The organism is Pseudomonas sp. F2 (assembly GCF_057174385.1).
The window spans coordinates 801345-827510 of the sequence record NZ_CM169904.1 but is presented as its reverse complement, the minus strand read 5'-3'; the positions used below and the strand labels follow the sequence as shown (position 1 = coordinate 827510).

The following is a 26166-nucleotide window of genomic DNA, read 5'->3' as shown; positions in this document are numbered from 1 at the left end:
ATAGGCAATACACGGACGAATAGAAGGAATGGATCAGCGTAGACGCGATGTCGGCCGTATGAAGACGTGGCCGACCAAAGACCGGTCGCGAACGATCCGACGCTTTCGCGGGTTGAGCGGCGTTCTACACTGAAAGGGTCAGCTGCTTTTTAGAGAACACCATGAAAATGTCTGCGCAAATGACCGTGGTCGCGGTGCTGGCCACCCTTGCCTATCTCGGGCTAGCGGTGTGGGGCATCGGCGGGCCGGCGGTGTTCTTCTCGCAGGGGGCGCTGGTGCTGGTGGCGCTGGCCACGGTATTGATGGTGCTGGCGTCGCTGTTCACCGATGTGAACATGAGCTCGGGCGAGCGCGAGGACCGGGCCAACCGCTGGGTGATTCCGGCGTTCGGCGTCATCGGTCTGCTCAGCGGTTTTCTGCCGGCGTACTGCGATCGCATCGACTTCTGGACCTTCGGCGCTGAAGGCGTGCGCTGGCTCGGCGCGTTGCTGTTTATCGTCGGTGGCGCGCTGCGACTGTGGCCGGTGTTTGTGCTGGGCCGACGGTTCAGCGGTCTGGTGGCGATTCAGCCGGGGCATCGGTTGGTCACCGACGGCATTTACACGCGCCTGCGCAACCCGAGCTACCTGGGGTTGGTGATCAATGCCGTGGGCTGGGCGCTGGCGTTTCGTTCCAGTGTCGGGTTGATTCTGGCGGCGCTGACATTGATTCCGTTGATCGCGCGTATCCACTCGGAAGAAGCCTTGCTGCGCGGGCAGTTTGGTGCGGAGTACGAGGCTTATTGCGCACGTAGCTGGCGGTTGTTACCGGGCGTCTACTGACCCTGTAGGAGCTGCCGCAGGCTGCGATCTTTTGACCTTGCTTTTGAAAATCAAAGGCAAAAGATCGCAGCCTGCGGCAGCTCCTACAGAGATTGTGTTGTGTCAGGTCTTCTGCAGGTGCAGTTGGCCTTGGCTGTTGGCGGTGACGCTCAGCGACTCATAACTGTCGATCGTCGCGTGGCGGGTGTCGAGCGGATGCTGGTGCGTTGTGGTGATGATCATCAGCGCCGCTCCGGCCGCTTCAGCAGCCTGGATGCCGACGGTGGCGTCTTCGAAAATCAGGCAATCGGCGGGATCAAGCCCCAGACGCTGCGCGGCCAGGCGATAACCGGCCGGATCGGGCTTGCCAGCCGTCACATCCTCAGCGGTAATCATTACCGCAGGCTCGGCAATCCCCGCCGCCGCCATGCGGCGCAACGCCAGATCCCGAGGCGCCGAGGTCACCATGGCCCAACGCTGCGCAGGCAGGCTGTCGAGAAACGCCGCGGCCCCGGGAATCTGCACAATCCCTTCGACATCATCGATTTCCGCCTGCGCGATGAACGCCGCTTGCGCCTCGGCATCAACCCCCGGCAGGTTCAGCCGGCGGATGGTGTCGATGGCGCGGGCGCCATGGATGGTCGGCAGGAAACTCTCGACATCAACCCCGTGGCGCTCGGCCCACGCCGCCCAGACGCGCTCGGCAGCGGCAATGGAATTGAGGACGGTGCCGTCCATGTCGAACAGGAACGCGCCGAACGCGCGATCGAAGACGTTATCGTGAGCAGACAAAAGGTCGCATCCTTTGACAGAACCGGGCGGATTGGCCGGGCAATGTAGCATTTTTGCCCGGCAGTTCGACCCGAAGACTCAGTGCAGACGCGCGGCCTTGGACTTGAACGCGCTGTCGACACAATCGAGCAACTGGCCGATGGCCCAGGGCTTTTTGATGAACGCCACCGGGTGCTTGACCCCGGAGGTCTCCGGCGTTTCATAACCGGACATGACCATCACCGGTTTGTCCGGCCAGCGTTCGCCGACCAGATTGGCCAGCCCCGCGCCGTTGATTTCACCGGGCATGGTGATGTCGGTCAGCAGTAGCGCGACTTCCGGCGCGTGCGCTTCCAGATACAGCTTGGCGGCATCCGCACTGGTTTGCGGCTCGACCTTGAAACCTTCCTCCTGAAGAATTTCGCAGAGAAATTCCAGAATCAACGGGTCGTCCTCAACCACCAGAATCAACCCGCCAGGAAGGTGCGCGCTCGGCGTCGGTGTTGGACTCATGAACTGGCACTCCCTGAATTGCATTAACGACTTAGCGGCTCAAATCCGCTGCTTATCAGGTATGAGCAGCGCGCCCTGCATAAATTCATTTTTGATACAGGTCTTTTCTTAACAGTGGTCAATGGCCTTGGCTGTCGGGCGTTCGTCAGGCGGCTTTTGTGGTTAAAATGCCGGCCCTTTTGCTTGCCGACCGTGACTGATGAACCCTGAAGCCCTCGCCACCCTCCGCGCCCACTTGTTGCCTGCACTGGCGGCCGCACCGAGCGAAACCCGTCGCCTGTTCCATGGTCGTGGACGTTGCTGGCCGGGGCTGGAGCAACTGACAGTGGACTGGCTGCAAGGCGTGGTGCTGGTCTCGCTGTTCAAGGAACCGGCACCGGAACAGCTCGAAGCGCTCAAGCACGTGCTGCTCGACCTCAGCACCTCGGCCGAGTGGCTGCAGTCCGGCGCCCACACCCTGCTGCTGCAACATCGCTATTTGCCGCAAAGCACCGCCGAATGGTTGCTGGGGGATGCCATCGACGAGATGAGCATCGTCGAGGGCGGCTTGCAATACCGCGTCGATCTGGGCCGCAAGCAGAACGCCGGGCTGTTTCTCGACATGCGTTACGGGCGCAACTGGGTGCGTGAACAAGCGGCGGGCAAACGCGTGCTGAACCTGTTCGCCTACACCTGCGGGTTTTCCGTGGCGGCCATCGAAGGTGGCGCCCGCCATGTGGTCAACCTCGACATGTCCCGCGCCGCGCTGAGCCGTGGTCGCGACAATCACCGCTTGAACGGGCATGACCTGAGCAAGGTGAGCTTCCTCGGCCACGACCTGTTCAAGTCCTGGGGCAAGGTGATCAACAGCGGCCCGTACGACCTGGTGATCATCGACCCGCCATCATTCCAGAAAGGCAGTTTCCTGCTGACCAAGGATTACCAGCGGGTGCTGCGTCGTTTGCCGGAATTGCTCACGGCAGACGGCACGGTGCTGGCGTGCATGAATGATCCGTCGTTGGGTTCGGGCTTTTTGATTGATGGCGTGACTCAGGAGGCGCCGAGTCTGCGCTTTGAGCAGCGGCTGGAGAATCCGCCGGAGTTTCCGGATGTCGATCCCGAGAGCGGCCTGAAGGCGCTGGTGTTCAAACGTTTCGATTGACCTGACACCCCGCCAACACCGCTGATCCCTGTGGGAGCTGGCTTGCCAGCGATGGCGGTGTTTCTGGTAACGAGGATGTCAGCTGTGCCGCCCTCATCGCTGGCAAGCCAGCTCCCCAGGGGTTTGGTGGGTCAGGAAGTGGGTGGACGCAACACCAGCGCAAACAGTTCACCATGCCCGTTCACGTTGAGCTTGTGATAGAGATTGCGCCGATGAACCTTCACCGTCTCCGGCGAAATCCCCATCTGCTGGGCGATGGCCTTGCTGGAGAACCCTTGCAGAATCAGCCGCGCGGTGTCGACTTCGCGCAGGGTCAGACGCGCGTCGAAGCGATCAAGCAGCGTCGCCAGATCCCCCGCCACCGGCTCGGTGCCGGTCCCTTGCGGCGGCAATAGCTGCACGTGACGGCGCATCGCCGCCAGCACCCAGTCGCGCACGCACAACAGACGGCCCTGCTCGACCAGATCGAAAGCCGTCGAGCGCCCCAGCGACAGGCCCAGTACACCGCCCTCGACGTTGATCATGAACTGCAACTCGTCCTCACCGACCACCGAGCGAAAGTAGCTCTGGTAATACTCGCTGTGCAGAAACTGATCCGGCGCCACCGAAGCCAGACTGTGCAGGCCATCGGCGATGCCGGTCGAGGCGGTTTGGTAGAACGGATCAAGCAGGTACATCCCGGCGCTGTAGCTGGCCAGCTCTTCCTGCTCGTCGGCGCGGCCCTTGCTGTCGAAGTCGATCAGCAACTGCGGCGCCTGCCCCGCCTTCATCAGCGCCACTAGCGCGTTGTCCAGCGGCACCAGCAGCCGCAGCGTGTCCACCAGCGCACGCCAGAAAGCGTCCTGGCCGACGGCGGCAAACACCCGCGCCAGACTTTGATGCACCGGCAACTCCTGCAACAACCCGTCCACGCACTACCCCTTTTGTGTAACCCATGATGGGAATGGGTCAGGCGCGCCTGCCCCGATAGGCTGAGCACTCCTGTCAATCACCGGCCTGCCGCAGGCCAGGAGTGCCGCATCATGCGTTGTCGTCGTGGCTATATCAACCGGGGCATCAACCTTGGCCTGCTCGCCTGTCTGGGCGTCACATTCGCTGCCAGTGCCGCCGACGCACCGAGCGTGCACGTCTACAACTGGTACGACTACATCGGCCCCACGACCCTGGCTGATTTCAAGCGCGACAGCGGTATTCAGCCGGTTTACGACACCTTCGACAGTGCCGAAGTGCTCGAAGGCAAACTGTTGACCAGCCGCAGCGGTTACGACGTGGTGGTGGCGAGCAACTTCAGCCTGCCGACGCTAATCAAGGCCGGCGCCCTCGCCCCGCTGCCGCGCGATCAACTGCCGGGCTGGAAGAATCTGGACAGCGATCTGCTGAGCAAACTGGCCAACAACGACCCCGGCAATCAATACGCCGTACCTTATCTGTGGGGCACCAACGGCATCGGCTACAACGTCGACAAGGTGCGCGCCGCGCTCGGCGACAAGGCGCCACTGGATTCCTGGGATCTGGTATTCAAGGAAGAGAACCTCGCCAAGCTTGGACAGTGCGGGGTGGCGATGCTCGATTCGCCGTCGGAAATGCTCCCGGTGGCCCTGCACTACCTCGGGTTGCCGCCCAACAGCACCAACCCCGAGGATTATCAGAAAGCCGAAGCGCTGCTGCTCAAGTTGCGCCCGCACATTGCCTACTTCAACTCGTCGAAATTCATCAGTGACCTGTCCAACGGCAACATCTGCGTGGCGGTGGGCTGGTCCGGGGCAATGCTCGAAGCCAAGACCAACGCCGAGCAGGCCAACAACGGTGTGAAGATCGCCTACAGCCTGCCCAAGGAAGGCGCGCCGGTGTGGTTCGACACGCTGGTGCTGCTCAAGGATGCGCCGAACCGCACTCAGGGCCTGGCGTTCATCGACTACCTGTTGCGCCCGGAAGTGATCGCGCCGGTCAGTGATCACCTGTCGTACCCCAACGGCAACCGCGCCGCGACTCCGCTGGTGGCCGCAGCCACGCGGGATAACCCGGCGGTGTATCCGTCAGCGGCGGCGATGGCAACGTTGTACACCCTGGAACCGCTGCCCAAAGCCACCGAACGCGTGCGCACGCGGGTGTGGAGCAAGGTCAAGAACGGCCAGTAACCCCACCCATTTCCCCTGTGGGAGCGAGCTTGCTCGCGAATGCGTCGGGTCAGTCAACATCTCCTTTGAATGACACACCGCCTTCGCGGGCAAGCCACGCTCCCACAGGGTTTTGTGTTCAGCCCCACTCATTCATTTCTGCCTTGTTATAGAGAGACAACCCATGAAACCCCGTGCCCGTGACCTCAACATCCGCATCGGCCAACTGCAACCCGGCCCGCTCAACGCCATCACCGATGTCCCCGGCGTGCGCGTCGGCCACAGTAACGTGCGTGGCCGCAGCGACAGCGGACGCGACATCTGCACCGGCGTCACCGTGATCGAACCGCGCCGTGGCTCAAGCAACCAGCAACCGTGTTTTGCCGGAGTGCATGTGCTCAACGGCAACGGCGATGCCACCGGCCTTGAGTGGATTCGCGAGGCCGGGCTGTTGACCAGTCCCATCGCCTTCACCAACACCCATAGCCTCGGCGTGGTACGCGATGCACTGATTGCGCTGGACCGCCAACAGCAACCGGACGACGGGCGCCTTTACTGGAACATGCCGGTGGTGCTGGAAACCTTCGATGGCTTGCTCAACGACATCAACGGTTTTCACGTCAAACCCGAACATGTCGCCGAGGCGCTGAATTGCGCGCATGCCGGTGCCGTTGAGGAAGGCGCTGTCGGTGGCGGCAGCGGCATGATCTGCCATGAATTCAAGGGTGGGATCGGCAGCGCCTCACGGCGTTTGAGCAGCGAACAGGGCGGCTGGACGGTGGGGGCGATCGTGCAGGCCAACCACGGCATTCGCAGCGAGTTGCGGGTCGACGGTTATCCGGTGGGCCGTTATATGGAACAGGTGGACTCGCCGTTCCTGCGTGCCTCGCTGCCGCATCCGGGCATGGGTTCGATCGTGGTCTGCCTGGCCACTGACGCACCGCTGCTGCCGCATCAATGCACGCGTCTGGCACAGCGCGCCAGCCTTGGTCTGGCGCGCAGCGGCGGTGGCAACGAGGACCACAGCGGCGACATCTTCATCGCCTTCGCCACCGGCAACGAACAGGTGCCGCCCGCTGCCTACGAGGGCAAAGGCGCGCCGACCTGCGACGGCTTGCGCATGGTCAACAACGACCACATCAGCGAGCTGTTCCTCGCCGCCACCGAAGCGGTCGAAGAAGCGATCATCAACGCCCTGCTCGCCAGCGAGAGCACCGAGGGCAACGGGCATGCGGTGCCGGGGCTGGACAAGGAAACACTGCTCGCCGCACTGGCCAAGGCCGGCTGGCCCGGATCACGCTAACGCTACAAAAACCTGTAGGAGCTGCGGCACGCTGCGATCTTTTGATTTTTTGAAAGCAAGGTCAAAAGATCGCAGCGTGCCGCAGCTCCTGCAGAGGGAGTCAGCGGTGCTCAACGACCACGTCATCATCCGCTCCGCGCTATATCAGGATTTCGACACGCGGTACTTGAGTCAGCCTCTGCGCGTTCCCATGATGAAGGTACACAGGCGCTTCACTCCTGAGCGCCTGTGTAGGGATCGGGTGTTCTGAACCCCAAATCAAGCCTGTTCCCTGTTTCATGCGCAGCTTGAGCCTCATGGGCTCTACTTCTCCCCATCAAAGAGCCTTGAGGCTCTTTTTTTGTCCGTTTTTTGCCGCTGACTCAGTGCAACGTCAGCCGCTGGCGCACGAATTCTTCAGTGTGCCGGGTGACCTGATCGAGATGCCGGTCGCGCTGCTTCTCGGCATCGAGCATCGCGCGCTTGCCGTTCTTCTGCAGCAGGTAGGTGTGGATCTGCTGCACCTCCAGCGAGCGGTAGATCGGTGTGGTGTCGATAAAACCGCGCAGGCCGTTGCTGCGGTAATGCCGGGTGCTCATCAGCACCTGGGTTTCGCGAGCGCCGATCACCTCGAACCCCAGCGCTTCGAAATACGGCACCTTGCCGACACTGCAGGTCAGTTCGGCATGCGGGTAACGGCTGACCATCTCGCCGATCATCGCCCGCGCCACGCCTTGGCGCCGATAGCCTTCACGCACGGCCATGTAGGCAACGCTGCACGCTTCCCAGTCGCCCTGCACCGGCAAGTACAAAAGGAAACCGGTGACCTGCTCCGGATCATCCTCAGCCGTCGCCACCAGCAACTCCACCTCGGTGCCCTTCTCGCCATTCAGCGCCTCCAGATACAGATGCACCTCATAACCGACCGCGTACTGATAGACGTTGTACAGCAGGTTGCTCGGGCCAAGACCGACCGCGCTGATGTCGGTGAGGTAATCGACCACCAGTTGCAGAATCTGGCTGTTGACGCTTTCGGGGCATGGGGTTTTGTAGTGGGTGATGCGTGGCATGACGGGTGAACTCCGGCGAAAAACCGCGCCATCATACCCTGTCCCGACGCCTGCTCTGTGTAGGAGCTGCCAAGGGCTGCGATCTTTTGGCTTTATAGAAGCAAGATCAAAAGATCGCAGCCTGCGGCAGCTCCTACAGGAAAGTGGTGGTTGAGCTGAAGAAAATTTCATCTGCCGCACAGCGGATCTTTTGCCGATTTGGCGTCCAATTCTTCAACTGCGTTCTCTTTTTACGCAGGCCTTGAGGAGTTGTCATGAGCGTGTTGCGTTCACTGTTCAAATGGCGAAAGACCCTGCTGCTGGTGCCGATGACGCTGGCGGCGCTGGCCAGTGCGCCAGCGTTTGCCCAGCAGGTGGTGATCGTCCAGCAAGCCCCACCGCCGATGCGCATGGAAGTGATGCCCGGCGCGCGTCCCGGGTATGTCTGGGATCAGGGCCACTGGCGCTGGGAAGGACGTGGTTACGTGTGGATGCCCGGCCATTGGCAACCGGTGCGTCATGGTGCGCACTGGCGACCGGGGCACTGGCAGGCACGCGGGCCGAACTGGTTCTGGGTTGAAGGGCGCTGGGTGCGCTGATTGGCCGTCGACCTGCACACTTCTTCTATAAGGAACAGCCCATGTCCAGAAGCATTAAAGCCTTGCTCGCCACCGCACTGGTGGCGATCACCCTGTCCGGTTGCGTCGTCGAACCGGTACGTCCGCACCGGCCACCGCCGCCAGTGGAAGTGGTGCCGGTGATGCCTGCGCCGGGCTATCACTGGGTCGCCGGTCATTACCGCTGGGGTGGCCATGAATGGCGCTGGGTGCCGGGACACTGGCGCGCCTATTAACCGCAACGGCTGGCGTCACTGCTGTGGCGCCACCACCTTGAAGGAAATGGCAATGTCATTGGACACGACGGTATCCGCCCACTCCCCCGCTCCGAGCCCGAATTCGCTGCGTTTGAGCACCAGCTCGCCGTCGAAAATGCCGATCGTGCTGTCCGGCTTCAGCTCGACCGGCACTTGCACCTCGCGGGTAATGCCTTTGACGGTAAGCAGACCGGCGACCAGATAGCGGTTGTTCGCCACGCGGGTAAAACGGCTGGATACGAACACCGCCTCAGGAAAGCGCTGGGTGTCGAACCACGCCGGTTTCACCAGCTCGTTATTGGCGTCGTCGCTGCCGGCATTGATACTGGCCAGGTCGATGTGCAGCGTAGTGTGGGCGTTGGCGAGGTTGTCGCTGTCGAACTGCAGCGTCGCGTCGAACTTGCCGAAGGTGCCATAGACCTGGTCGCCGAATTGCTTGTAAATGAAGCTGATCTTGCTGGCGGTAGTGTTGACGCGATTGTATTCAGCGGCCTGCGCGCAGGTCATGACGCACAGGCCGGTAAACAGTGCCACAGCGGTGAATCGGGCACGCATGGGATTCTCCGGACAGGGCAAACTTTCGAGGCCTCGATTGACTTAAGCAAACAACCGGCAGTTGTGCCATGTCATCTGTCCGCCGGTGTGGCTCAGGCTCAGACCAGCCGCTCGATCTTCTGATGCTGCCAGACCAGTTTGTAATACAGGGTCTGCAACACCAGCATGCCCAGATACGCCACCGGAAACGCCATCCACACCCCTTGCAAACCGTACTGCCCGTCCAGCCAGTAAGCCGCCGGCAGCTGCACGCCGACCACGCAGACAATGGCGATTGCCACCGGCACCAGCACCGTGCCGCTGGCACGCATGATGCCGCCGATGATCGCCTGGAAACCGAACACCAGCAGGCTCCACAACATGATATGCAGCAAGTGCTCGGCCATGGCCCGGGTCGAGTCTTCGGTCAGGAACAACCCCAGCAGCCAGTGCGACAACAGGTAGCCGAGCACAATCAGGCCACCGGTCAGGCACACGTTGATCAGCAGCCCGGTGCGCAGGATCGCGGCCAGGCGCTGCAGGTGCCCGGCGCCGATGGCCTGGGCGCCAAGGATCGAGGCGGTGATGGCAATCGACAGCGCCGGGAACTGCACGTAGTTGACGATCTGCGTCACCGCGCCATAGGCCGCCGTCGCCTGCGAGCCGTGCTGGTTGACCAGCGTCAGAATCACCAGCTCCGACAACGACAGCACGATCATCTGCACCCCGGTCGGCAGGCCGATGCGCAGCACTTTGCCCAGAATCGCCCCGTCCAGCCGCAGTGCGCCGAAGAACTCGCGGTCCGGTGCCAGCGGGTGTCCCTTGCGAATCAGACTCCAGGCCAGCCACACCATCGCCGTCAGCGTACCGGCCAGACCGGCGAACGCCGCACTCTGAATCCCCAGTTGCGGCAGACCCAACCACCCGCGAATGAACGCCGGAGTCAGTGCCAGACCGACGACGGTTGACAGCAACAGCGCCAGCATCGGCGACAACGTGTCGCTCACCCCGCGCAACAACTGAGTGAACAGCACGTACACCAGCACAAAAGGCAAGGTCCACATCATCACTCGGGCATACGCCACCGCGTCGTCCAGCACATCCGCCGGGGTCCCCAGCCCCTGCAAGGCCTGACGTGCGAACACACTGCCCAGCACCGCCGCCAGCAAACCGATCAACACGCCCAGCAACAAGGTTGCCCCGGCGATCGCCTTGACCATGTGCGCCTCACGCGCGCCCCACGCCTGCCCGATCAACACCCCGGCACCGGCACCCAACCCGATCACCAGTGCGATGAAGAAAAAGACGATCGGAAACATCCCCGAGACCGCCGCCAGCGCCTGCGTACCGAGCATCTGCCCGATGTAGATGCTGTTGACCGTGCCCGACATCGATTGCAAAAAGTTGGACAACACCATCGGTGCGAGGAACAGCAGGTAGGTTTGCCAGAGGGGTTTGCTGGTGGCGGGGGTTTGCATTGAGGGTCCGTCTCGGGGTGGGAGATGCGGTGGATATTACGCTAGATGCGCGGGTTAAAGTCGGTCGACATCGGGTCGGCTCAAGGCTTAAATGGCGGCACACTCATTCTGGATCACGCCCTGCCATGCCCCTCCTGCGAAATGCTCTGACCTGCTCATTGCTGGCCCTTGTCAGCCACTCCGTCGCTGCCGCCCAGGCCCCTGCTCCGCTGGATTCGTTGCGCCCGTTGCTGACAACCCTGAACGAACGCCTGAACATCGGCGACCTCGTGGCCCTGACAAAATGGGACAGCGGCAAGCCGATTCAGGACAGCCCGCGCGAAGCCCAGGTCATTGCCAGTGCCCGCACGCTGGCCAGCGAACACAAGCTCGATCCCGAGGACGTGGCCCAGTTGATCGCCGCACAAATGGAAGCCAACAAACTGGTGCAATACGGTTTGCTGGCGCAATGGCAAGCGACAGGCCGCGCACCGGACACGCCACGACCGGATCTGGCAAAACAGATTCGCCCGCAACTGGACGAACTGCAAACCCGCCTGCTGCGCCAGTACGCCAACTTCGCGCCGCACCGCCGCGAGCCGAATTGCCAGGCGTTGCTGGCCAAGGCTCGGCAGGATCTAACCCACGACGCACTGCATGAACTGGCCCTGACCCGTGCCACCGGAGAGCTGTGCATTCGGGCGCCGAAGCTTTAAATCAGGGGTTCCGGCATACATCGCTGGCGTCGATAGTCACCATCACGTCAATGAAGTTCTCATAAAAAATCCGCGGCGTAACATCAGCTCCATACCAACCCAATACACCCCGGAGCACACGATCATGAAACGCCAAACCATCCTCGGCATCGCTTTCTCGGTTCTTGCAGTGAACGCTTTTGCAGCAACACCCGCTCACACCCTGGTCGCTGAAGGCGGCTCGGACAAGTTGATTGAAAGCCGTCTGGCTGAAGGTGGCTCTGATCGTTTGCTGGAACGTCGTGTCGCTGAAGGTGGCGCGGATCGCCTGATCGAGCGTCGCGTTGCAGAAGGTGGTTCGGATCGTTTGCTGGAACGTCGCGTTGCCGAAGGTGGCGCGGATCGCCTGATCGAGCGTCGCGTTGCAGAAGGTGGTTCGGATCGCTTGCTGGAACGTCGCGTTGCCGAAGGTGGCGCGGATCGCTTGCTGGAACGTCGTGTTGCCGAAGGTGGCGCGGATCGCCTGATCGAGCGTCGCGTTGCTTGAGTTGATGTCTCTTCGCACAAGCCATGAAAAAGCCCGGCCTGATCAGCCGGGCTTTTGCGTTCAACCGCTGCTTATTGAGCAGTTTTCAGCTTGACCACATCACCGGAAATTCTGGTGGTGTAACCGGTCAGCACCCACGCCCAGAACCAGTTTTCCTGAACCTGGGTGTTGATCATGGCGTCACCGACCTTGGCCTTGATCGCCGCTGTCTGCGCACGAACGAAGCGGCTGTTCTGTTGAATCGGGATCACGCCGAACAGCAGCAGGCCGGTGGCCGTGGCTTTGCTGTGACCAATCACGGTGTATTGGCTGCTGTCGTATTGTTTGATGTTCATCGGGGTGCCCGTGCAACCCGCCAGAACCCGACATGACCCTGGCGGCAGAGTCGATCGAGCGCGGGCTGCTGATCGTTCCATTCGGCGAGCCAGAGGGCTGCCGCAGGCTGAGATCTTTTGCTTTGGGAAATCCAGGCCTGCCATTCGTCGCAAACCCGCCCTCACCTGTCAGATCTGACAGTAGGCAGCCAGCCCCCGCCAGCGCTTTAATCCCTCGGGCCACTCCCTCAGCACCCAGCCATATTGAACAGGTGACGCGCCCATGACCAGCCAATTGACGAGCAATGCTTCCAGTCAGCAGATCACTGTCTTTCCACCGGATCGCGGTATCGGCGTTCTGGCCGTGTACCCGCCGTATCCGGTGGGTTTCAAGCCGCAGAAGGACGGGGCGCTGGGGATCAACATCCACATGGTGCAGGGCGACCGCGACGGTCTGCTGGTGTATATCCTGGCCTATATCGAGATGGCCGTAGGCGACGATATCAGAGTGTTTATCGAAAACACGCGATCACCGGTCGCGCAATTTTCGGTTACCGCTGCGCACTTCGATGACCAGGGCAACGCCAAGAACATCCCGTTCCACATTTCGGCTGCCGACATGCAGTCCCGCTTTCTGCCGCTGCAAATCCAGAGCAAGGACTTGTGGTTCGAAGTCAAGCGCTTCAGCAAAAATACCGAAGAGTCCCCGCACATACCGCTGCTCTACAAATACCCCGCGCCAGGCGAGGCCGATACCGATGGTGGCAAACCCTTCAACCAGGGCCTGAAATTGCCCGTGGCTTCCGAGGGTTTCGTCGATCAGACGGTGATCGATGACGGAATGTTCGTAACCGTCATGCAGTATTTCAACCAGCACATCGGTGATGTAGTGGTCCTGGCCTTCGGCTCGCTGCTGCTGGAAACCACGGTTACCGCGTTGGGCGATCTGATGTTCGAACTGACCCCGGATCAACTGGCCACCCTCGCTCCCACCAACACTCTGATGGTGCGCTGGGAAGTGTTCGATGTGGTGGAAAATGCCAGCGGCTGGTCGGACTCGCTGGTGCTGCCGTTCAAACCGGGCATTGTGCTGTTGGCCGCACCAATCTTCGAACAGGCGGACATCGACAACATCCTGCATCACGATCAACTGGACGGTGGCACTGCCGGTATCCTCGTCACCGGCGTATTTGCCGCCAATGACCGCATCGAACTGACCCTGCAAGGCGTCACTCAGGGCGGCGAAACCGTAAACCACACCTACAACCGGACCCTGAGCGCCGCCACGCGCACCGTCGATTTTCCGGTCGAGAATGAAAAAATCCGCAACCTGATCGGCGGGGCCCTGCACGCGTCCTATCAGTTGATTCGGGCCGGCAAGAGCCAATTTTCCAAACCGGCGGACGTCACCGTCAGCGGCGTGACCCAACCGCTTGGCCTGCCGCTCGTCGCACCGCTGGTGGACGGCAAACTGCCGGTGGACACCGCCGAAGCCACCGTACAGCTCGCCGAATATTGGCCGCTGCAGACCGGGGCCACCGTCGAAGCCCATTGGCAGACCACCGACAAGGACGGCGTCGCAGCGCTGTACGTTTTCCGCCTGATCGTCAGCGACCCGTCCCAACCGGTCATCTTCAAGGTGCCGGCCAAATACATCGCCCCCTTCCCGGACACCCCGCTGGTGGTGCAATGCACCGTGGCCAATCCCGGGCAGACGCGGGTGTTTTCCGAGTTGCTGCAATTGCGCATCAGCGAACAGGCCGTGGTGCCGCTGGACCCGCCGACACTGGTCAAACCGGCGCTCACGCCGATTGATGTGCTGGCTTATCCGGACGGGGTGACAGTACGTATCGAATACGTCGGTGCAATCAAGGATGACCGGGCGCGATTGGTAGAGGTCAAGCCGCCTGCAGGATCACCCGCCTTTCCTCTGACGGAGTTCAACAGCAACAAGCGGGTAAATACGGTGTTGACCCAGGCTTTTCTCGCGGTGCGCCAGGGCAGAACATTCGAGATGCGCTGGAACCTCAACCGTAATGGAGGACAAGCGGGCAAGTCGTTGCCGCTGGCATTGAAAATTCAAGCGATCCCCCCGCAAGACTCACGGCTGCCGACACCACAAATTCGCCAGGGTGCGGAGCTCGACATCAATAAGTTACAGACCAGTGATCGCCTGACCGTCACTACCTGGCCCGGCGAGGCAAATGGACAGCGCCTGTGGCTTCGCTATGACGGAGTAACCAGGACGGGTCCCGCCGAACCCTACAATGATCTGGTGAATGAGCCTCATACTGGTACTTCCGGCCTGAACCGAGCACTCCCGCTGGAGTGGCTCAAATCCCTGAAGCACGACAGTGAACTGAAAATCAGCTTTTGGGTGAATCTGGCCGGCGACGCAGACTTTGCCACAGCAATATTGTTCCCGGTGCGAACATACCTGATCAAATCACTCTCTCTGACCGCACCAAAATTGCTCGACTTACCCGGTGCAACCCTCAATTTCGATGATATTGCCGATAGCGGTGCACGTATCGAAGTTCCGATCTATACCGGAATGTCCCCCGGGCAGTCCGTCAAGGTCGAGTTGGCCGGTGCGGGAGGTCATTACACGACTGCATCCACGAATGTCGATACCATCAAGCCTCTGATTTTTCTGGTTCCCCGATCAACATTCATTGCCAATGCCGCCCGGACAGTGGCAATCACCTATCTGGTCTCGTCCTCCAGTGAGCAGAATCAGCCACTGCGGTCGCCAAGCCTTGATCTGAATATTCTTGCCGACACCTGGCGCGACTCCATCACCGATTTCAATGGTAATGCCGGGAACTGGGCATTAGGACCGGCCTCAAGAACTGCAAGAATTCTCAGTGATCACTACGAAAACCTGACCTATGACGCTGGGGGAAACTCAGGAGTCATGCTAAGCCAGACATTTCAATTCAAGGCCGCGAGAACCTACCAGTTCAGCTACTACGTAGCCAATGTCAGTCCGCAACCTGACAACGTTCCACCGGTGATCAGCGTCAGCACCTCCAGCGGAATGCCGATTCTTGGCGCATTCACGGTACCGAGAACGGGCACCTTTTTTCAGCAGGTGGCCAATTTTCGAGTACCCGTCAGTGGTGCCTACACGATTTACATGCTTAATCACGAGGATCGCGGAGGCTACGGCGGAGCCCGAGGCGGCAATGACTTTATCCTGGATGCCATCCACGTACGACGGCTGTGAACAGTTCGCCAGAGTCATAAGGGGACGGGCTTATTATTTTGGCGCCTGGTTCGGACACTAAAAGATCGCCGCCTGCGGCAGCTCCTGCAGGGGGATACCGATACCTCTGCAGGAGATGCCGCAGGCGGCGATTTTTTGCTTTTGGGGATTCATCGTTTATATGTGTTTAACGTTCATTCCTGCAGCCCGTAACACCTTGCACTGGTGGAACTGGCGCTGGGCAGGCTTGAACTGCTCGGCGCCACAACTTCCTGACCTGAACCCGCACCCATGAAGCTCATCGGCCGTGCGCCCGGGGCAGGCCGACGGGCTCTATTGTTTTTCTGCTGAAAAGCTTTGCAGGTACGCCAGCAGATTATCGATCTTCTCTTCGTCGCTCAGGCCCCAGAAAATCATCCGCGTCCCGGGCACCACGCCTTTTGGATCTTTCAGATACGCGGTCAGCGTGTCGCGATCCCAGGTCTTGCCGGAGTTTTTCATCGCCTCGGAATACACGTAATTGGCCGACGTCCCTGCCGGTCGGCCAATGATGCCGTTGAGTTGCGGGCCGAAGCCGGGGCGCGCGTCCGGGCCAACCTGATGGCAGCCGCCGCACAGGCGCGGGAAGATCTTTTCGCCGGCGGCGGGATCGCCTGCGGCGTGGGTGGTCGAGCTGAACAAAACGGCGGTCGTGGTCAATACAACAAGCAATGCAGCGATGTTTTTCATCGGGTGATCCAGAACGGTCTGATGCAATTGAGGCAAGGCTATCACTTTGTGCCGAGGAAGCTTTTTACAGATAAGCGCCGATGACCTTTCTGACGGTGATCAATGCCTGGCGCAAGACGTCCATCGGCACCGACCCCAACGCCAGCCGAATCGCATGCGGCACATGCGCCGACACGGCGAAGGGTTCGGCCGTGGTGACCGAAATCTGCTGGTGCACCAACTCCACCACAATCTGATCGGCACGCACGTCTTCCGGCAACGGCAACCACAAAAAGTAAGAGGACGGATGACCGATGCACGTCAGCCCTTGCAACAACTCGGCGGCCAGCGCTTGCCGGGCCTTGGCATCGTCGCGTTTTTGTTGCTCCAGCAGGGTGACGGTGCCGTCGTCGAGCCAGCCGCAAGCCATCGCGGTCATCACGCCGGGGGTGTTCCAGGTGGTGGCGCGGATGATGCGTTCCAGCGCCGGCACGTTGCGCAGGGGGGCGGCAATAAAACCGACGCGCAGGCCGGTGGCGATATTCTTGGAAAGTCCCGAGACGTACACCGTGCGCTCCGGCGCCAGATCAATCAGGGTACGCGGTGGGTTATCCACCAGAAAGGCGTAGGCCGCGTCTTCGATGAGAATCAGATCATGCCGCCGGGCAAGTGCGACCAATTGCTCGCGCTGCTCGATCGGCGTCACCCAACCCAACGGATTGTGCAGCGTCGGCATGCTGTACACGGCGCGTACCGAACGGCTGCGACACAGCTTGTCGAGCGCCGTCAGGTCCGGTCCGTGGTCACCGGCCGGGATGGCCACCACTTCCAGATGCAACGCTTCGGCCAGCACCTTGAAGCCGGAATAGGTCAGCGCATCCGCCGCAATCACATCACCGGGTTTGAGCAAGGCCATCAGTGTCACTGCCAACCCTTGCTGGGCGCCGTTGACGATCAGCACTTGCCCGGCATCGGCCTGCACCCCGCGATCCTGCAGATGCCGCGCCACCGAGGCACGCTCATGCTGTCGTCCGGCGTGGGGTTGATAGCGCAGCAAGGCTTCCAGATCGCCCGACAGCGCCAATTGACGTAACGCCGTGCGCAACAGATCGGCCTGACCGGGCAGAGACGGGTAATTGAAGTTGAGATCGATCATGCCGACTGCCACGTCCTTCTGATCGATCCCCTGCCCCGGCGACAAGGAGGTTTCACGGACAAACGTCCCGCGCCCGGTCTCGCCGCTGACCAGCCCCATGGCCTCAAGTTCGGCGTACACCCGCGATGCGGTGACCAGTGCCAGGCCTTCACGGGCTGCCAGTTCGCGGTGGGTCGGCAGGCGCGTTCCCGGTGCCAGATGCCCGCAGCGAATATCCGCTGCGTAAGCGTCAACGAGGGTCTTGTAGCGTGAGCGCGGCATAGCGGATGTATCCATGACAATTATTTGATTGTGCTGATTCTTGGCTTCAGGATCACTCGAAAGCAACCCTACCTTTGAGCGTGACCCTGTATGGAACGGACTTCGAACCCGGTTAACCCGGCCCTGGAAAAAACCAGCGGCTGGATCAACGGTTTTATCGGCGTGGTGATCTTCAGCGGATCGTTACCGGCCACGCGCCTGGCGGTACTGGAATTTGATCCGGTGTTTCTTACCGTGGCCCGCGCGGCCATTGCCGGCGTGTTGGCAGCAGCGCTGTTGTGGCTGTTTCGCGAACGGCGTCCGGCACGGGATCAGTGGTGGCCGTTGTTGATTGTGGCGTTGGGCGTGGTGCTGGGTTTCCCCTTGCTGACGGCATTGGCGCTGCAACACGTGACGTCGGCGCATTCGATTGTGTTTGTGGGATTGCTGCCCCTGGCGACGGCGATTTTTGGCGTGCTGCGTGGCGGCGAGCATCCACGACCGGTGTTCTGGGTGTTCTCGATTCTCGGCAGCGGGTTGGTCGTGGGCTTCGCCCTGTCACAGGGGCTGACCGCCTCGCCCACCGGTGATCTGCTGATGCTCGCGGCGATTCTGGCCTGTGGTCTGGGTTACGCCGAAGGCGCCAAACTGTCGCGCGTGCTCGGCGGCTGGCAGGTGATCTGCTGGGCGTTGGTGTTGTCGCTACCGGTGATGGCGTTGCTCAGCCTGTGGCTGGCCCCCGCCTCGTTCAGTCACATCAGCCTGTCGGCCTGGCTGTGCCTGGCGTATGTGGCGCTGTTCAGCATGCTGATCGGGTTCGTGTTCTGGTATCGCGGCCTGGCCCAGGGCGGGATTGCGGCAGTGGGACAACTGCAATTGCTGCAGCCGTTTTTCGGTCTGGCGCTGGCGGCGACGTTGCTGCATGAACAGGTCAGCCTGGGGATGCTGGCGGTGACGCTGGGAGTGATTCTGTGTGTGGCCGGGGCAAAGAAATTCGCCCGATAATATTCAGACGCCAGCCTTCCACTCCCGCGGGCTGAGCCCGGTCTTGCGGCGAAACGCTCGAGCCAGTGCCGAAGGACTTTCATAACCGACCTCTTGCGCGATCAGCGCAATCGGCCGTCCCTCGCGCAGACGCTTCTGCGCCAGACTGATCCGCCAGCTCAGCAGATAGTCAGCTGGCGACTGCCCGACAACGCGGTGGAACTGCTCGGCGAATCCGGCTCTGGACAGATGGGCGGCAGTCGCCAGGTCCGCCACACGCCAGGGTCTGGCCGGTTGCTCATGCATCAGGGTCAAGGCGCGAGACAAGCGCGGATCGGCGAGCCCGGCCATCAGGCCGGGTGGCTGGACACGGCTGCTGATGAGGTGGCGCAACAGCAGGATCACCAGCAATTCAAACAAACGATCCATCACCGCCACGCGCCCGCAATGACCTTCAAAGGCTTCTCTGAACAGCCATTCCAGGGTGTTGCCCAACTCCGGGATTTCGCTGAGTTTGAGCAGCAGATAATCCGGCAGTGCCGCCGCCAGCGCATTGCCGGAACCTCCGTCAAACGTCAGCGTGGCGCAGACCAGCTGTGCGCCCATGGCCTCATCGGCGGACATCCGATGAGTGCAGGGTCGCGGGAAGAAAATCAGTGAAGGTTCGACAATACGAACCTCACGTTGATTGCCCGCTTTCAGCAACAACTCGCCGGCCTGTAATAGATGCACATGCCCGGCCGGTTCGCCCTCATGCAGGCCGACGCCGCAAAACGTGCCACTGTGAAAGGTGCCGGCACTCACACCGAAATGGCTGAGCAGCGTTGAAAGACGATCCATGTGCGACTCCCGATGCATATCTGGACGATCTGTTGCATATCCTCGACGATCTGCGGCCAAAGCGCCAGCCGTGCGCCATAACATGACCTCCATCCCCGGCGCACTTCGCACCGGACTTCTGGAGAATCACCATGAGCCGCATCCCTGCAATCAGCCTTGAAAACGCCACCGACGCCAGCCGCCCGACCCTGGAAGGCGTGAAGAAAAAAATCGGCTTCCTGCCCAATGTCTTTACCACGCTGGCCAAAGCCCCGGTGGCCCTGGAAGCCTACGTGCAAGCTTCGGCGATCCTCGGCAAGACTTCGTTGAGCGCCAAGGAAAAAGAAGCGGTGTATCTCGCCACATCACAGGTCAACGGCTGCGATTATTGCCTGGCCGCGCACAGCCTGTTTGCCAGCAAAGCCGGGCTTTCGGCGCAGGACATCGGTGCCGCGCGTCACGGTGAATTGAATGCCTATGCCGCTCTCGCCCAACAGTTGACGCAAAGCCGCGGCCACTTGAGCGACGAGCAGATCGCCGCCGCCCGCGCTGCCGGCATTGACGACAGCAAGATTATCGAAGTGATTGCCTTGGTGGCTGTGCAGTCGCTGACCAACTACCTGAACAACGCGGCCTTGACCGATATCGACTTCCCGGCCATTGATTGAACGCGAAAAAAATGAGAGCGGGCTTGCTCGCGAAAGCGCTGAATCAATCAACCAGTGTGTTGAATGACACTGCGCCTTCGCGAGCAAGCCCGCTCTCACAATTGATCAATGATGTTCGACGCCCGCGCGTTTGAGCAGTTTCTTGCAGCGCTCGGACAGATGAAACACCTGCAATTCCTTGCCGGCCTTGGCGTAACGCTCGCGCAAGGTCTTCAGCGCGGCAATCGCCGAATAGTCAACGAAGCTCAAATGCCGGCAATCCAGCGTCACCCGGGCCGGGTCATTGGCCGGGTCGAACTGGTTGAGAAACGGCGTGGTCGAGGCGAAAAACAGTGTGCCGTGCAGGCGATAAAGTTTGCTGCCGTCGGCTTCCAGGTGTTCATCGGCGTACAACTCGCGGGCCTGCTGCCAGGCGAAATTCAGCGCGGCGATGATGATCCCGCAGAGCACGGCAGTGGCCAGATCGGTGAACACGGTGATGCTGGTCACGGCGATGATCACCAGCACATCGTTGAGCGGCACTTTGTTCAACACCCGCAACGAGGCCCAGGCGAAAGTCTGCTGTGACACCACGAACATCACGCCCACCAGCGCCGCCAGCGGAATACGCTCGATCAGCGGCGACAGAAACAGGATGAACAGCAGAATCAACACACCCGCGACCACCCCGGACAAACGCCCACGGCCGCCGGAGCTGAGGTTGATCACGGTCTGGCCGATCATCGCGCAACCGCCCATGCCACCGAACGCGCCCGAGACCATATTCGCCGCGCCCAGCGCGACACATTCGCGATCCGGGTAGCCTCGGCTTTCGGTGATTTCGTCAGTGAGGTTGAGGGTCAGCAGGGTTTCCAGCAGACCGACCAGTGCCATCAGAATCGCGTACGGAGCGATGATGCGCAGGGTCTCCAGGCTCCATGGGATGTCCGGCAAGGCGAAAGTCGGCAGACTGCCGGCGATGTGCGCCATGTCGCCGAGGGTGCGCGTCGGCAGGCCGAACAGGTAGACCAGCAGGCCCACGCCGAGGATCGCCACCAATGCCGGCGGCACCGCGCGGGTCAGGCGCGGCAGTATGTAGACGATGGCCATGGTCAGCAGCACCAGCCCGGTCATCAGGTACAGCGGCGTGCCGCTGAGCCAGTGTTCACCGCTCTTGAAGTGCTCCAGTTGCGCCAGGGCAATGATGATCGCCAGGCCATTGACGAAACCGAGCATCACCGGATGCGGCACCATGCGCACCAGTTTGCCCAGGCGCAACAAGCCGAACGCCATCATGATCAGGCCACCGAGCAACACGGTCGCCAACAGGTATTGCACGCCGTGCTGCACCACCAGCGCGACGATCACCACCGCCATCGAACCCGCCGCACCGGAGACCATTCCCGGCCGCCCGCCGAACAACGCGGTCAGCGTACAAATGATGAAGGCGCCGTACAGGCCCATCAGCGGGTTGAGATGAGCCACCAGTGCGAACGCAATGCATTCGGGCAACAGGGCAAACGAGGTGGTGAGTCCGGCCAGGACATCGGCGCGCAGACGTTTTGGTTTCATGGCTTACCTGACTGAGCGGCCAGCGAGCGTGGCCGCGGATGTTCGCGAAAAGGAGGGTTGCGGATGTTACGGAAATGTCCGGGCTCGGGCCAGTGATCGCTGACACCCGACGAAGCGACCTTTATGCTGGCGCGTCCTGCATCCACCGAGTACGACCATGACTGCATTGCTGACCGCCCGCGACGTTTGCCAGCGCTTGCGCGAGGCTGCGCTGGGACGTCTATCGCTGACTCATATCGACGGGCCACTCACTGCCAATCACATATGGCTGGATCTTGAAGGCTGGAAGCTACAGGTCGAATTTGATGGTCAGCGTCTGCATCATTGCAAACAGTGCCGCTGTCCGGATGGCAAAGAATGGGTGTTCGGCAGCTCGCAGTTTTTCGGTACCGACCCGATCAGCCTGTTAAGTACTTGGGAGCTGGCTCAAATCGAAGTTCGTTTGGCGACCAGTGCCCAATAAACAATACGCTGACGTTCTACTCTTTTCGATGGCCGTCGCCGCTGCATTTTTTCCTGGCAATGACACTGGCATAATGCCAACTCGCCATCATTCATGAATCTGAAAATGTCTACTCAGGAACAATGGTATCCACCTAAAGCAAATTGGCTGGGCAACGCTTTTGGCTGCCCACCGTTCGACGTTGTCAATCAGATGCTTTACCAAGCGGTTAAGGACAATCCAGACAATGACGAGCCGGCGCAAATCATCGGAAAACTGATGCTGATCGGTCGAACTTATTCGGCGTCGGTCGAGCGCCGGAAAACCAATGGCACTGCAAAAGACGAACGCCAGGCGCTGGATGTGATTATCGAGGCGGCCCATGCCATCGCTCAGTCCGATGTTCATGACCTGCTGGCGAAAATTCCTCGACCGGCTGTGCTTTCCTTGCGCAACATCGACCAGGCGACAGCGATCCATGCCCAATTGTGCAAAGCATTGAGCGCTGCCAATAAACGGGAAAACAGCAGCCTGGCGTCCAAATACTTGCACTTCCACCGCCCGAATTTTTTTCCGATAGTCGATTCACTCGCCCGATTGAGCTGGTCATGGGTCATGGACGCTCGGGGGGAAAGCTATCGGGGTTATACGACGTTCGGCAAAGTTGCGCGTTATGGCGAGTGGTGCAAGAAAGTGCTCAATCTACAGAATGATATGAAAGCGCAATTCGCGCATGACGTGTCTCTGCGCCAAGTCGACAACTACCTGCTTTCCATCATGTCGCTGGACGGAAAAGGAGGCTGGGGATTACCGGTTTTGATCAATCAGGTACGGGCTGATTGACGCCGGGCAGCGCCTGTCGTTATCCGACCGTGACTCTCCAGGTATCAACCTGTCGCGCTTTTTCTTTTAGAGGTGATCAATTGCCAACCATCATGACCTGTGGCCATGCGTCCAGACGAACCGAATTCAGCTACAGAGGCAATGCCCGCACAGGTATTACCCTGGAGTTTGAATCAGGCGAGGTAACTATCAGCAGTGCAGTCATCAATGCCATAACACTGAACTTTCACGGTCAGCGAGTTCGCGGTGGTTTCGACATGACCAATGCTCCTCCCCACAGTGTGGGATCGTTTCTGGAGAGTAACTGGCCGGCCCTTACACCGCGTCATGCGTCATTTCTTTGCGCTGTGCTGGATCACGAAGGGGTGGCGCGTTGCCATCTGGTGGGCAACGCAGTATGGGTGGATTTCATCTAGCAGATGAACGCAAACGGCGGCCCTTTTGATGTTGATCAATGATGGCACTCTGCCCATAATCCGCCCCCCTTATTCCTCACGCAAGGAAACGCCGTGAAAAAATCTCTGTTGTTGATCCCGATGCTGGCCGTGCTGCTGCAAGGTTGTGGCATGACCATGACCCGCTATGAGCCGAACTTCGAAAACGTTCAAAAGCTCAAGCAGACCCCGCCGCTGCAGGCGATCAGCAATCCTCAGGTAACTGCCGAGTCCGGTGAAGGTTCGCTTACAGTGCGGGCCAATCCGGTGCGCTCGCCGTCCGGCAGCATCCCGGCGCATATCCAGGACGCGATCACCGAAGAACTGCGCAAGGCCGGCCTGCTTGATCCACAGGCTCAGCGTCAGTTGAAAGTGCTGGTGGTGAAGAACAACCTGTCGGCCGGCATGGGCACAGGCGAAGGTCAAATCGCGGCACGCTTCACTCTGCTCAATGGCCAGAATGTGGTCTACGACGCAACCAAGAATGTCAGCAGCCAGTGGAGCAGCAGCTTCTTCGGTTTCATTGCGATTCCGAATGCGGTCAACGCCTATAACCCGATGCTGCGTGATCTGTTGAAGGAACTGTACAGCGATCCTCAGTTCATCCAGGCCCTGAAGTAAGGGCAAAAAAAAGAGCCGCAATTGCGGCTCTTTTTTTGGCATCAGGCCCGCGGAGTGCGGGTCTCGAGTGCCGAGTATTTCAGGTTGTTATTGTCGATCATCTGCTTGAGCAGCGCGTTGACCTGACGGGCGAACGTGTCGTTGACCGCGGCCTTCGGGGTGTTGCCCATCAGCGGAATGAACCAGATACCGATCCAGGTACCGACCGCATCATGGTTGCTCGCGGTGGTCAGGGCCTGGCCTGTTCCGTCCACGGCTTCGAGGCTCATGGTGTACTGATCGGTGCCGTACGCGGGGATTACCCCGAGGCTGAAACCACTGATGAAGCCCAACACCATCGAACCGGCATTCGGCGGATGGTTGTACATTTTCAGACGCAGGCTGTAGTCACCCGGTTGCTTCTGGAACTCGTCCAGGGTGACGCGGCCGAACAGGCCCGAATCGCTCAGAATTTTTTGCAGCTCAGGTTTGAGCTGATCTCGCGCTTGCGGCACTTCTACGGCCGAAGTGCTTTTCGGCTCGCCCTGATAGAAGTCGAAGTCCACATACACGTTCGGTTTATTCGCGTAGCTGGCCATCGATGGCAGCTTGACCGGCGCGACTTCGTCTTTGGTGAAACTGGCACAACCACCGAGCGCAAGCACCAGGCCCAGCGCCAGGATTTTCCCGAATTGCATGTTGTCTTCCCTATGTGAACCGAGCCAAATGATAGCAATGAGCCTCCATTGCGGAGGCGGGGCGGATTCTAGAGAGAGTGCTCGCTTGAGGAAAGGCCGCTTCGGGAAATTTACACATAAATATTCGCTCAGCTCTGCCGCAAATCGAGCAGTCAGCTGGCCTCATCGCTATATAGTTTTGTATATTGCGAAGCCGAATTTTTCAGTACCTGCCCATGCCAGCCATTTACATCGTGTTCCCATGAGTGCCATCCGCGTACGCAACGAACAATTGATCCTCGCCGCCGCCAGCGAAGAGTTCGCCGCCAACGGCTTCGACGCCACCCAGACCCGTGATATCGCCGCCCGCGCCGGCGTGCCCAAGGCCAACCTGTATTACTACTTTCAGACCAAGGAAAACCTCTATTCCAAGGTTTTGCTGGGGTTCGTCGAACCGCTGCTGGAAGCCTCGGCGGCACTGCGCGAAAGCGACGACCCCATGATTGGCCTGCGCGCCTACGTCGCCGCGCGTATCCGAATCGCCCGCGAACACCCGGCCATCGCCAAGGTCTTCAGCGGCGAGCTGCTGCTCGGTGGCCGTCAGCTACCGGACGAATGCCGCGACCTGCTGCACGCCGAAGCCCGGCGCAATGTCGACTGCCTGCGCAGCTGGATCGAACGCGGCCTGCTGGCGCCGGTAGACCCGGAACATCTGATGCTGTTCATCTGGTCGGCGACCCGCACCTACACCAACCTGGGTTGGCAAATGGGCTGCATCACCGGGCGCCCGGTGCCGCAGGATGAGGATTATCAGACGGCGGCGGAGACGATTACGCGGATGGTGCTGGAGGGCGTCGTGGCACCGCGGGCTGGGGAGATTCGTGGGGCTTTGTTTGCGACGTGAGGTGAGGGCTGCTACGCAGCCCGGCGCGAGCAAGCTCGCTCGCCACAGGGGATTTGGGCTGAGTATGGGAATCTGTTCACACCACCGGCCATTGTGGGAGCCAGCCTGCTGGCGATTGGGTTGGCACAGCTGGCATCTTCATTGACCGATCCACCGCCATCGCTGGCAAGCCACCTCCCACAATGATCTGTGTTGTTCAAAGACCTTGTGATCCATGCCAAACCCTGTGGGAGCTGGCTTGCCAGCGATAAGGCCAGTAAGAACAACAGAAGTATTTGCGGGCTTCAGAAAATGATCGCGGCGGCAGGTTTGACGTCGACCCGGGCCATGGCCCCCGTCAGGTGCGCCAGGTCCTTGTTGTGTTCGGCGATGATGTCTTCGGCGCTCATGTTGCCGTTGTCGAGGGTGGAATGAGCGTCTGCCACGAGGACGACGTCGTACCCCAGCTGATGGGCCTGGCGCACGGTGGCGTTGACGCAATAGTCGGTTTGCAGGCCGCAGATGATCAGGCGCTCGAAGTCTTCGCCGGGCAGCAGTTTGCCCAGCTCGGTCTGGTAGAACGAATCCGGGGTGGTTTTGTGTACGCGCAGGTCTTCGACGGCAGTCAGCAGGCCATCGGCGAGTTGCCAGCCTTCGCCACCATGCGCCAGCGGGCTGTCCTTTTCTTCATGCTGAATCAGCACCACCGGCACGCTGGCCTTGCGCGCGCGAGTGCTGAGCTGGTTGATGGTGTCGATGACGCGGCGAATGTCGAAGCACTGATATTGGCCCGAGCAGAGAGCCTGTTGGACGTCGATGATCAGCAATGCGCTAGACATGATGGGCCTTCCTTGAGCGA

29 protein-coding genes are annotated in these 26166 nt (G+C 60.4%); 16 read left to right on the top strand and 13 right to left on the bottom strand.

Annotated features, from left to right (window positions below):
• The first annotated feature begins 161 nt into the window (after positions 1-161).
• The gene (locus AC193Q_RS03570; RefSeq protein ID WP_121184852.1) at positions 162-821 is read left to right on the top strand and encodes a methyltransferase family protein; all 660 of its coding nucleotides are present in this window, start codon (positions 162-164) and stop codon (positions 819-821) included.
• A 102-nt stretch (positions 822-923) separates the two neighbouring features.
• On the opposite strand, the gene AC193Q_RS03565 is transcribed toward AC193Q_RS03570, so the two are convergent.
• Together AC193Q_RS03565 and AC193Q_RS03560 are read right to left on the bottom strand one after the other, a co-directional pair.
• On the bottom strand, positions 924-1592 hold the full coding sequence (locus tag AC193Q_RS03565; RefSeq protein WP_108182366.1) for an HAD-IA family hydrolase: 669 nt from the start codon (positions 1590-1592) through the stop codon (positions 924-926).
• Between the two features lie 78 nt (positions 1593-1670).
• Entirely contained in the window at positions 1671-2084 is a 414-nt protein-coding gene (locus AC193Q_RS03560; RefSeq protein WP_041062997.1) for a response regulator, read from the bottom strand.
• Positions 2085-2283: 199 nt separating this feature from the next.
• On the opposite strand from AC193Q_RS03560, the gene AC193Q_RS03555 reads away from it, so the two are divergent.
• Positions 2284-3225, top strand: a complete 942-nt coding sequence (locus tag AC193Q_RS03555) for a class I SAM-dependent methyltransferase (RefSeq protein ID WP_121184850.1) — start codon at positions 2284-2286, stop codon at positions 3223-3225.
• 131 nt (positions 3226-3356) lie between these two features.
• Here the strand turns inward: AC193Q_RS03555 and AC193Q_RS03550 are convergent, their stop codons facing one another.
• On the bottom strand, positions 3357-4136 hold the full coding sequence (locus tag AC193Q_RS03550) for a helix-turn-helix transcriptional regulator (protein ID WP_121184848.1): 780 nt from the start codon (positions 4134-4136) through the stop codon (positions 3357-3359).
• Between the two features lie 111 nt (positions 4137-4247).
• Here AC193Q_RS03550 and AC193Q_RS03545 point away from each other — a divergent pair, with 111 nt between their 5' ends.
• Both AC193Q_RS03545 and AC193Q_RS03540 read left to right on the top strand, forming a co-directional pair.
• The gene (locus tag AC193Q_RS03545; RefSeq protein ID WP_121184846.1) at positions 4248-5363 is read left to right on the top strand and encodes a polyamine ABC transporter substrate-binding protein; all 1116 of its coding nucleotides are present in this window, start codon (positions 4248-4250) and stop codon (positions 5361-5363) included.
• Between the two features lie 163 nt (positions 5364-5526).
• Positions 5527-6645 carry a DmpA family aminopeptidase gene (locus AC193Q_RS03540; protein WP_121184842.1) on the top strand — a complete coding sequence of 373 codons (1119 nt, stop codon included), beginning with the start codon at positions 5527-5529 and terminating at the stop codon, positions 6643-6645.
• A 362-nt stretch (positions 6646-7007) separates the two neighbouring features.
• Here AC193Q_RS03540 and AC193Q_RS03535 read toward each other — a convergent pair whose 3' ends face one another.
• The gene (locus AC193Q_RS03535; protein ID WP_121184840.1) at positions 7008-7694 is read right to left on the bottom strand and encodes a GNAT family N-acetyltransferase; all 687 of its coding nucleotides are present in this window, start codon (positions 7692-7694) and stop codon (positions 7008-7010) included.
• 254 nt (positions 7695-7948) lie between these two features.
• Here AC193Q_RS03535 and AC193Q_RS03530 point away from each other — a divergent pair, with 254 nt between their 5' ends.
• Together AC193Q_RS03530 and AC193Q_RS03525 are read left to right on the top strand one after the other, a co-directional pair.
• Complete coding sequence (locus AC193Q_RS03530) at positions 7949-8272, top strand: YXWGXW repeat-containing protein (protein WP_041074788.1); 324 nt, start codon at positions 7949-7951, stop codon at positions 8270-8272.
• Positions 8273-8313: 41 nt separating this feature from the next.
• Positions 8314-8526, top strand: coding sequence for a YXWGXW repeat-containing protein (locus tag AC193Q_RS03525; protein WP_047295049.1), 213 nt, complete (start codon positions 8314-8316; stop codon positions 8524-8526).
• 15 nt (positions 8527-8541) lie between these two features.
• Here the strand turns inward: AC193Q_RS03525 and AC193Q_RS03520 are convergent, their stop codons facing one another.
• A complete protein-coding gene (locus tag AC193Q_RS03520; protein WP_483879135.1) occupies positions 8542-9102 on the bottom strand; it encodes a YceI family protein in 561 nt (186 codons plus the stop codon).
• Positions 9103-9200: 98 nt separating this feature from the next.
• Complete coding sequence (locus AC193Q_RS03515) at positions 9201-10559, bottom strand: MATE family efflux transporter (protein WP_483879134.1); 1359 nt, start codon at positions 10557-10559, stop codon at positions 9201-9203.
• A 125-nt stretch (positions 10560-10684) separates the two neighbouring features.
• On the opposite strand from AC193Q_RS03515, the gene AC193Q_RS03510 reads away from it, so the two are divergent.
• Together AC193Q_RS03510 and AC193Q_RS03505 are read left to right on the top strand one after the other, a co-directional pair.
• Positions 10685-11254: a chorismate mutase gene (locus AC193Q_RS03510; RefSeq protein WP_483879133.1), complete on the top strand. Its 570-nt coding sequence runs from the start codon at positions 10685-10687 to the stop codon at positions 11252-11254.
• 124 nt (positions 11255-11378) lie between these two features.
• On the top strand, positions 11379-11780 hold the full coding sequence (locus tag AC193Q_RS03505) for a hypothetical protein (RefSeq protein WP_095666919.1): 402 nt from the start codon (positions 11379-11381) through the stop codon (positions 11778-11780).
• 71 nt (positions 11781-11851) lie between these two features.
• Here the strand turns inward: AC193Q_RS03505 and AC193Q_RS03500 are convergent, their stop codons facing one another.
• The gene (locus tag AC193Q_RS03500; RefSeq protein WP_121184836.1) at positions 11852-12196 is read right to left on the bottom strand and encodes a hypothetical protein; all 345 of its coding nucleotides are present in this window, start codon (positions 12194-12196) and stop codon (positions 11852-11854) included.
• A gap of 181 nt (positions 12197-12377) precedes the next feature.
• Here AC193Q_RS03500 and AC193Q_RS03495 point away from each other — a divergent pair, with 181 nt between their 5' ends.
• Positions 12378-15323 (top strand): hypothetical protein, encoded by a 2946-nt coding sequence (locus tag AC193Q_RS03495; RefSeq protein WP_121184834.1) that lies wholly within the window; start codon positions 12378-12380, stop codon positions 15321-15323.
• A 312-nt stretch (positions 15324-15635) separates the two neighbouring features.
• On the opposite strand, the gene AC193Q_RS03490 is transcribed toward AC193Q_RS03495, so the two are convergent.
• Both AC193Q_RS03490 and AC193Q_RS03485 read right to left on the bottom strand, forming a co-directional pair.
• The gene (locus tag AC193Q_RS03490) at positions 15636-16031 is read right to left on the bottom strand and encodes a c-type cytochrome (protein ID WP_121184832.1); all 396 of its coding nucleotides are present in this window, start codon (positions 16029-16031) and stop codon (positions 15636-15638) included.
• A gap of 64 nt (positions 16032-16095) precedes the next feature.
• A complete protein-coding gene (locus AC193Q_RS03485) occupies positions 16096-17427 on the bottom strand; it encodes an aminotransferase-like domain-containing protein (RefSeq protein WP_121184830.1) in 1332 nt (443 codons plus the stop codon).
• A gap of 90 nt (positions 17428-17517) precedes the next feature.
• Here AC193Q_RS03485 and AC193Q_RS03480 point away from each other — a divergent pair, with 90 nt between their 5' ends.
• Positions 17518-18411: a DMT family transporter gene (locus AC193Q_RS03480; protein WP_121184827.1), complete on the top strand. Its 894-nt coding sequence runs from the start codon at positions 17518-17520 to the stop codon at positions 18409-18411.
• Positions 18412-18414: 3 nt separating this feature from the next.
• Here the strand turns inward: AC193Q_RS03480 and AC193Q_RS03475 are convergent, their stop codons facing one another.
• Positions 18415-19230, bottom strand: coding sequence for an AraC family transcriptional regulator (locus AC193Q_RS03475; protein WP_121184825.1), 816 nt, complete (start codon positions 19228-19230; stop codon positions 18415-18417).
• Between the two features lie 131 nt (positions 19231-19361).
• Here AC193Q_RS03475 and AC193Q_RS03470 point away from each other — a divergent pair, with 131 nt between their 5' ends.
• Positions 19362-19877: a carboxymuconolactone decarboxylase family protein gene (locus AC193Q_RS03470; protein ID WP_095666926.1), complete on the top strand. Its 516-nt coding sequence runs from the start codon at positions 19362-19364 to the stop codon at positions 19875-19877.
• A gap of 105 nt (positions 19878-19982) precedes the next feature.
• Here AC193Q_RS03470 and AC193Q_RS03465 read toward each other — a convergent pair whose 3' ends face one another.
• Entirely contained in the window at positions 19983-21428 is a 1446-nt protein-coding gene (locus tag AC193Q_RS03465) for a SulP family inorganic anion transporter (protein ID WP_121184823.1), read from the bottom strand.
• 157 nt (positions 21429-21585) lie between these two features.
• Between AC193Q_RS03465 and AC193Q_RS03460 the strand changes: the two genes are divergently transcribed.
• The 4 genes from AC193Q_RS03460 (at position 21586) to AC193Q_RS03445 (ending at position 23768) form a co-directional block, all read left to right on the top strand.
• Positions 21586-21891, top strand: coding sequence for a DUF7693 family protein (locus AC193Q_RS03460; RefSeq protein ID WP_121184821.1), 306 nt, complete (start codon positions 21586-21588; stop codon positions 21889-21891).
• A 105-nt stretch (positions 21892-21996) separates the two neighbouring features.
• A complete protein-coding gene (locus tag AC193Q_RS03455) occupies positions 21997-22713 on the top strand; it encodes a hypothetical protein (protein WP_047295070.1) in 717 nt (238 codons plus the stop codon).
• Positions 22714-22793: 80 nt separating this feature from the next.
• Positions 22794-23129: a hypothetical protein gene (locus AC193Q_RS03450; RefSeq protein WP_147438961.1), complete on the top strand. Its 336-nt coding sequence runs from the start codon at positions 22794-22796 to the stop codon at positions 23127-23129.
• A gap of 93 nt (positions 23130-23222) precedes the next feature.
• The gene (locus AC193Q_RS03445; protein ID WP_121184819.1) at positions 23223-23768 is read left to right on the top strand and encodes a hypothetical protein; all 546 of its coding nucleotides are present in this window, start codon (positions 23223-23225) and stop codon (positions 23766-23768) included.
• Positions 23769-23809: 41 nt separating this feature from the next.
• Here the strand turns inward: AC193Q_RS03445 and AC193Q_RS03440 are convergent, their stop codons facing one another.
• The gene (locus tag AC193Q_RS03440; protein WP_047295074.1) at positions 23810-24445 is read right to left on the bottom strand and encodes a hypothetical protein; all 636 of its coding nucleotides are present in this window, start codon (positions 24443-24445) and stop codon (positions 23810-23812) included.
• Positions 24446-24686: 241 nt separating this feature from the next.
• Here AC193Q_RS03440 and AC193Q_RS03435 point away from each other — a divergent pair, with 241 nt between their 5' ends.
• Positions 24687-25328, top strand: coding sequence for a TetR/AcrR family transcriptional regulator (locus tag AC193Q_RS03435; RefSeq protein WP_121184817.1), 642 nt, complete (start codon positions 24687-24689; stop codon positions 25326-25328).
• A 284-nt stretch (positions 25329-25612) separates the two neighbouring features.
• On the opposite strand, the gene AC193Q_RS03430 is transcribed toward AC193Q_RS03435, so the two are convergent.
• Positions 25613-26146 carry a cysteine hydrolase family protein gene (locus tag AC193Q_RS03430; protein WP_121184815.1) on the bottom strand — a complete coding sequence of 178 codons (534 nt, stop codon included), beginning with the start codon at positions 26144-26146 and terminating at the stop codon, positions 25613-25615.
• Positions 26147-26166: the final 20 nt, after the last annotated feature.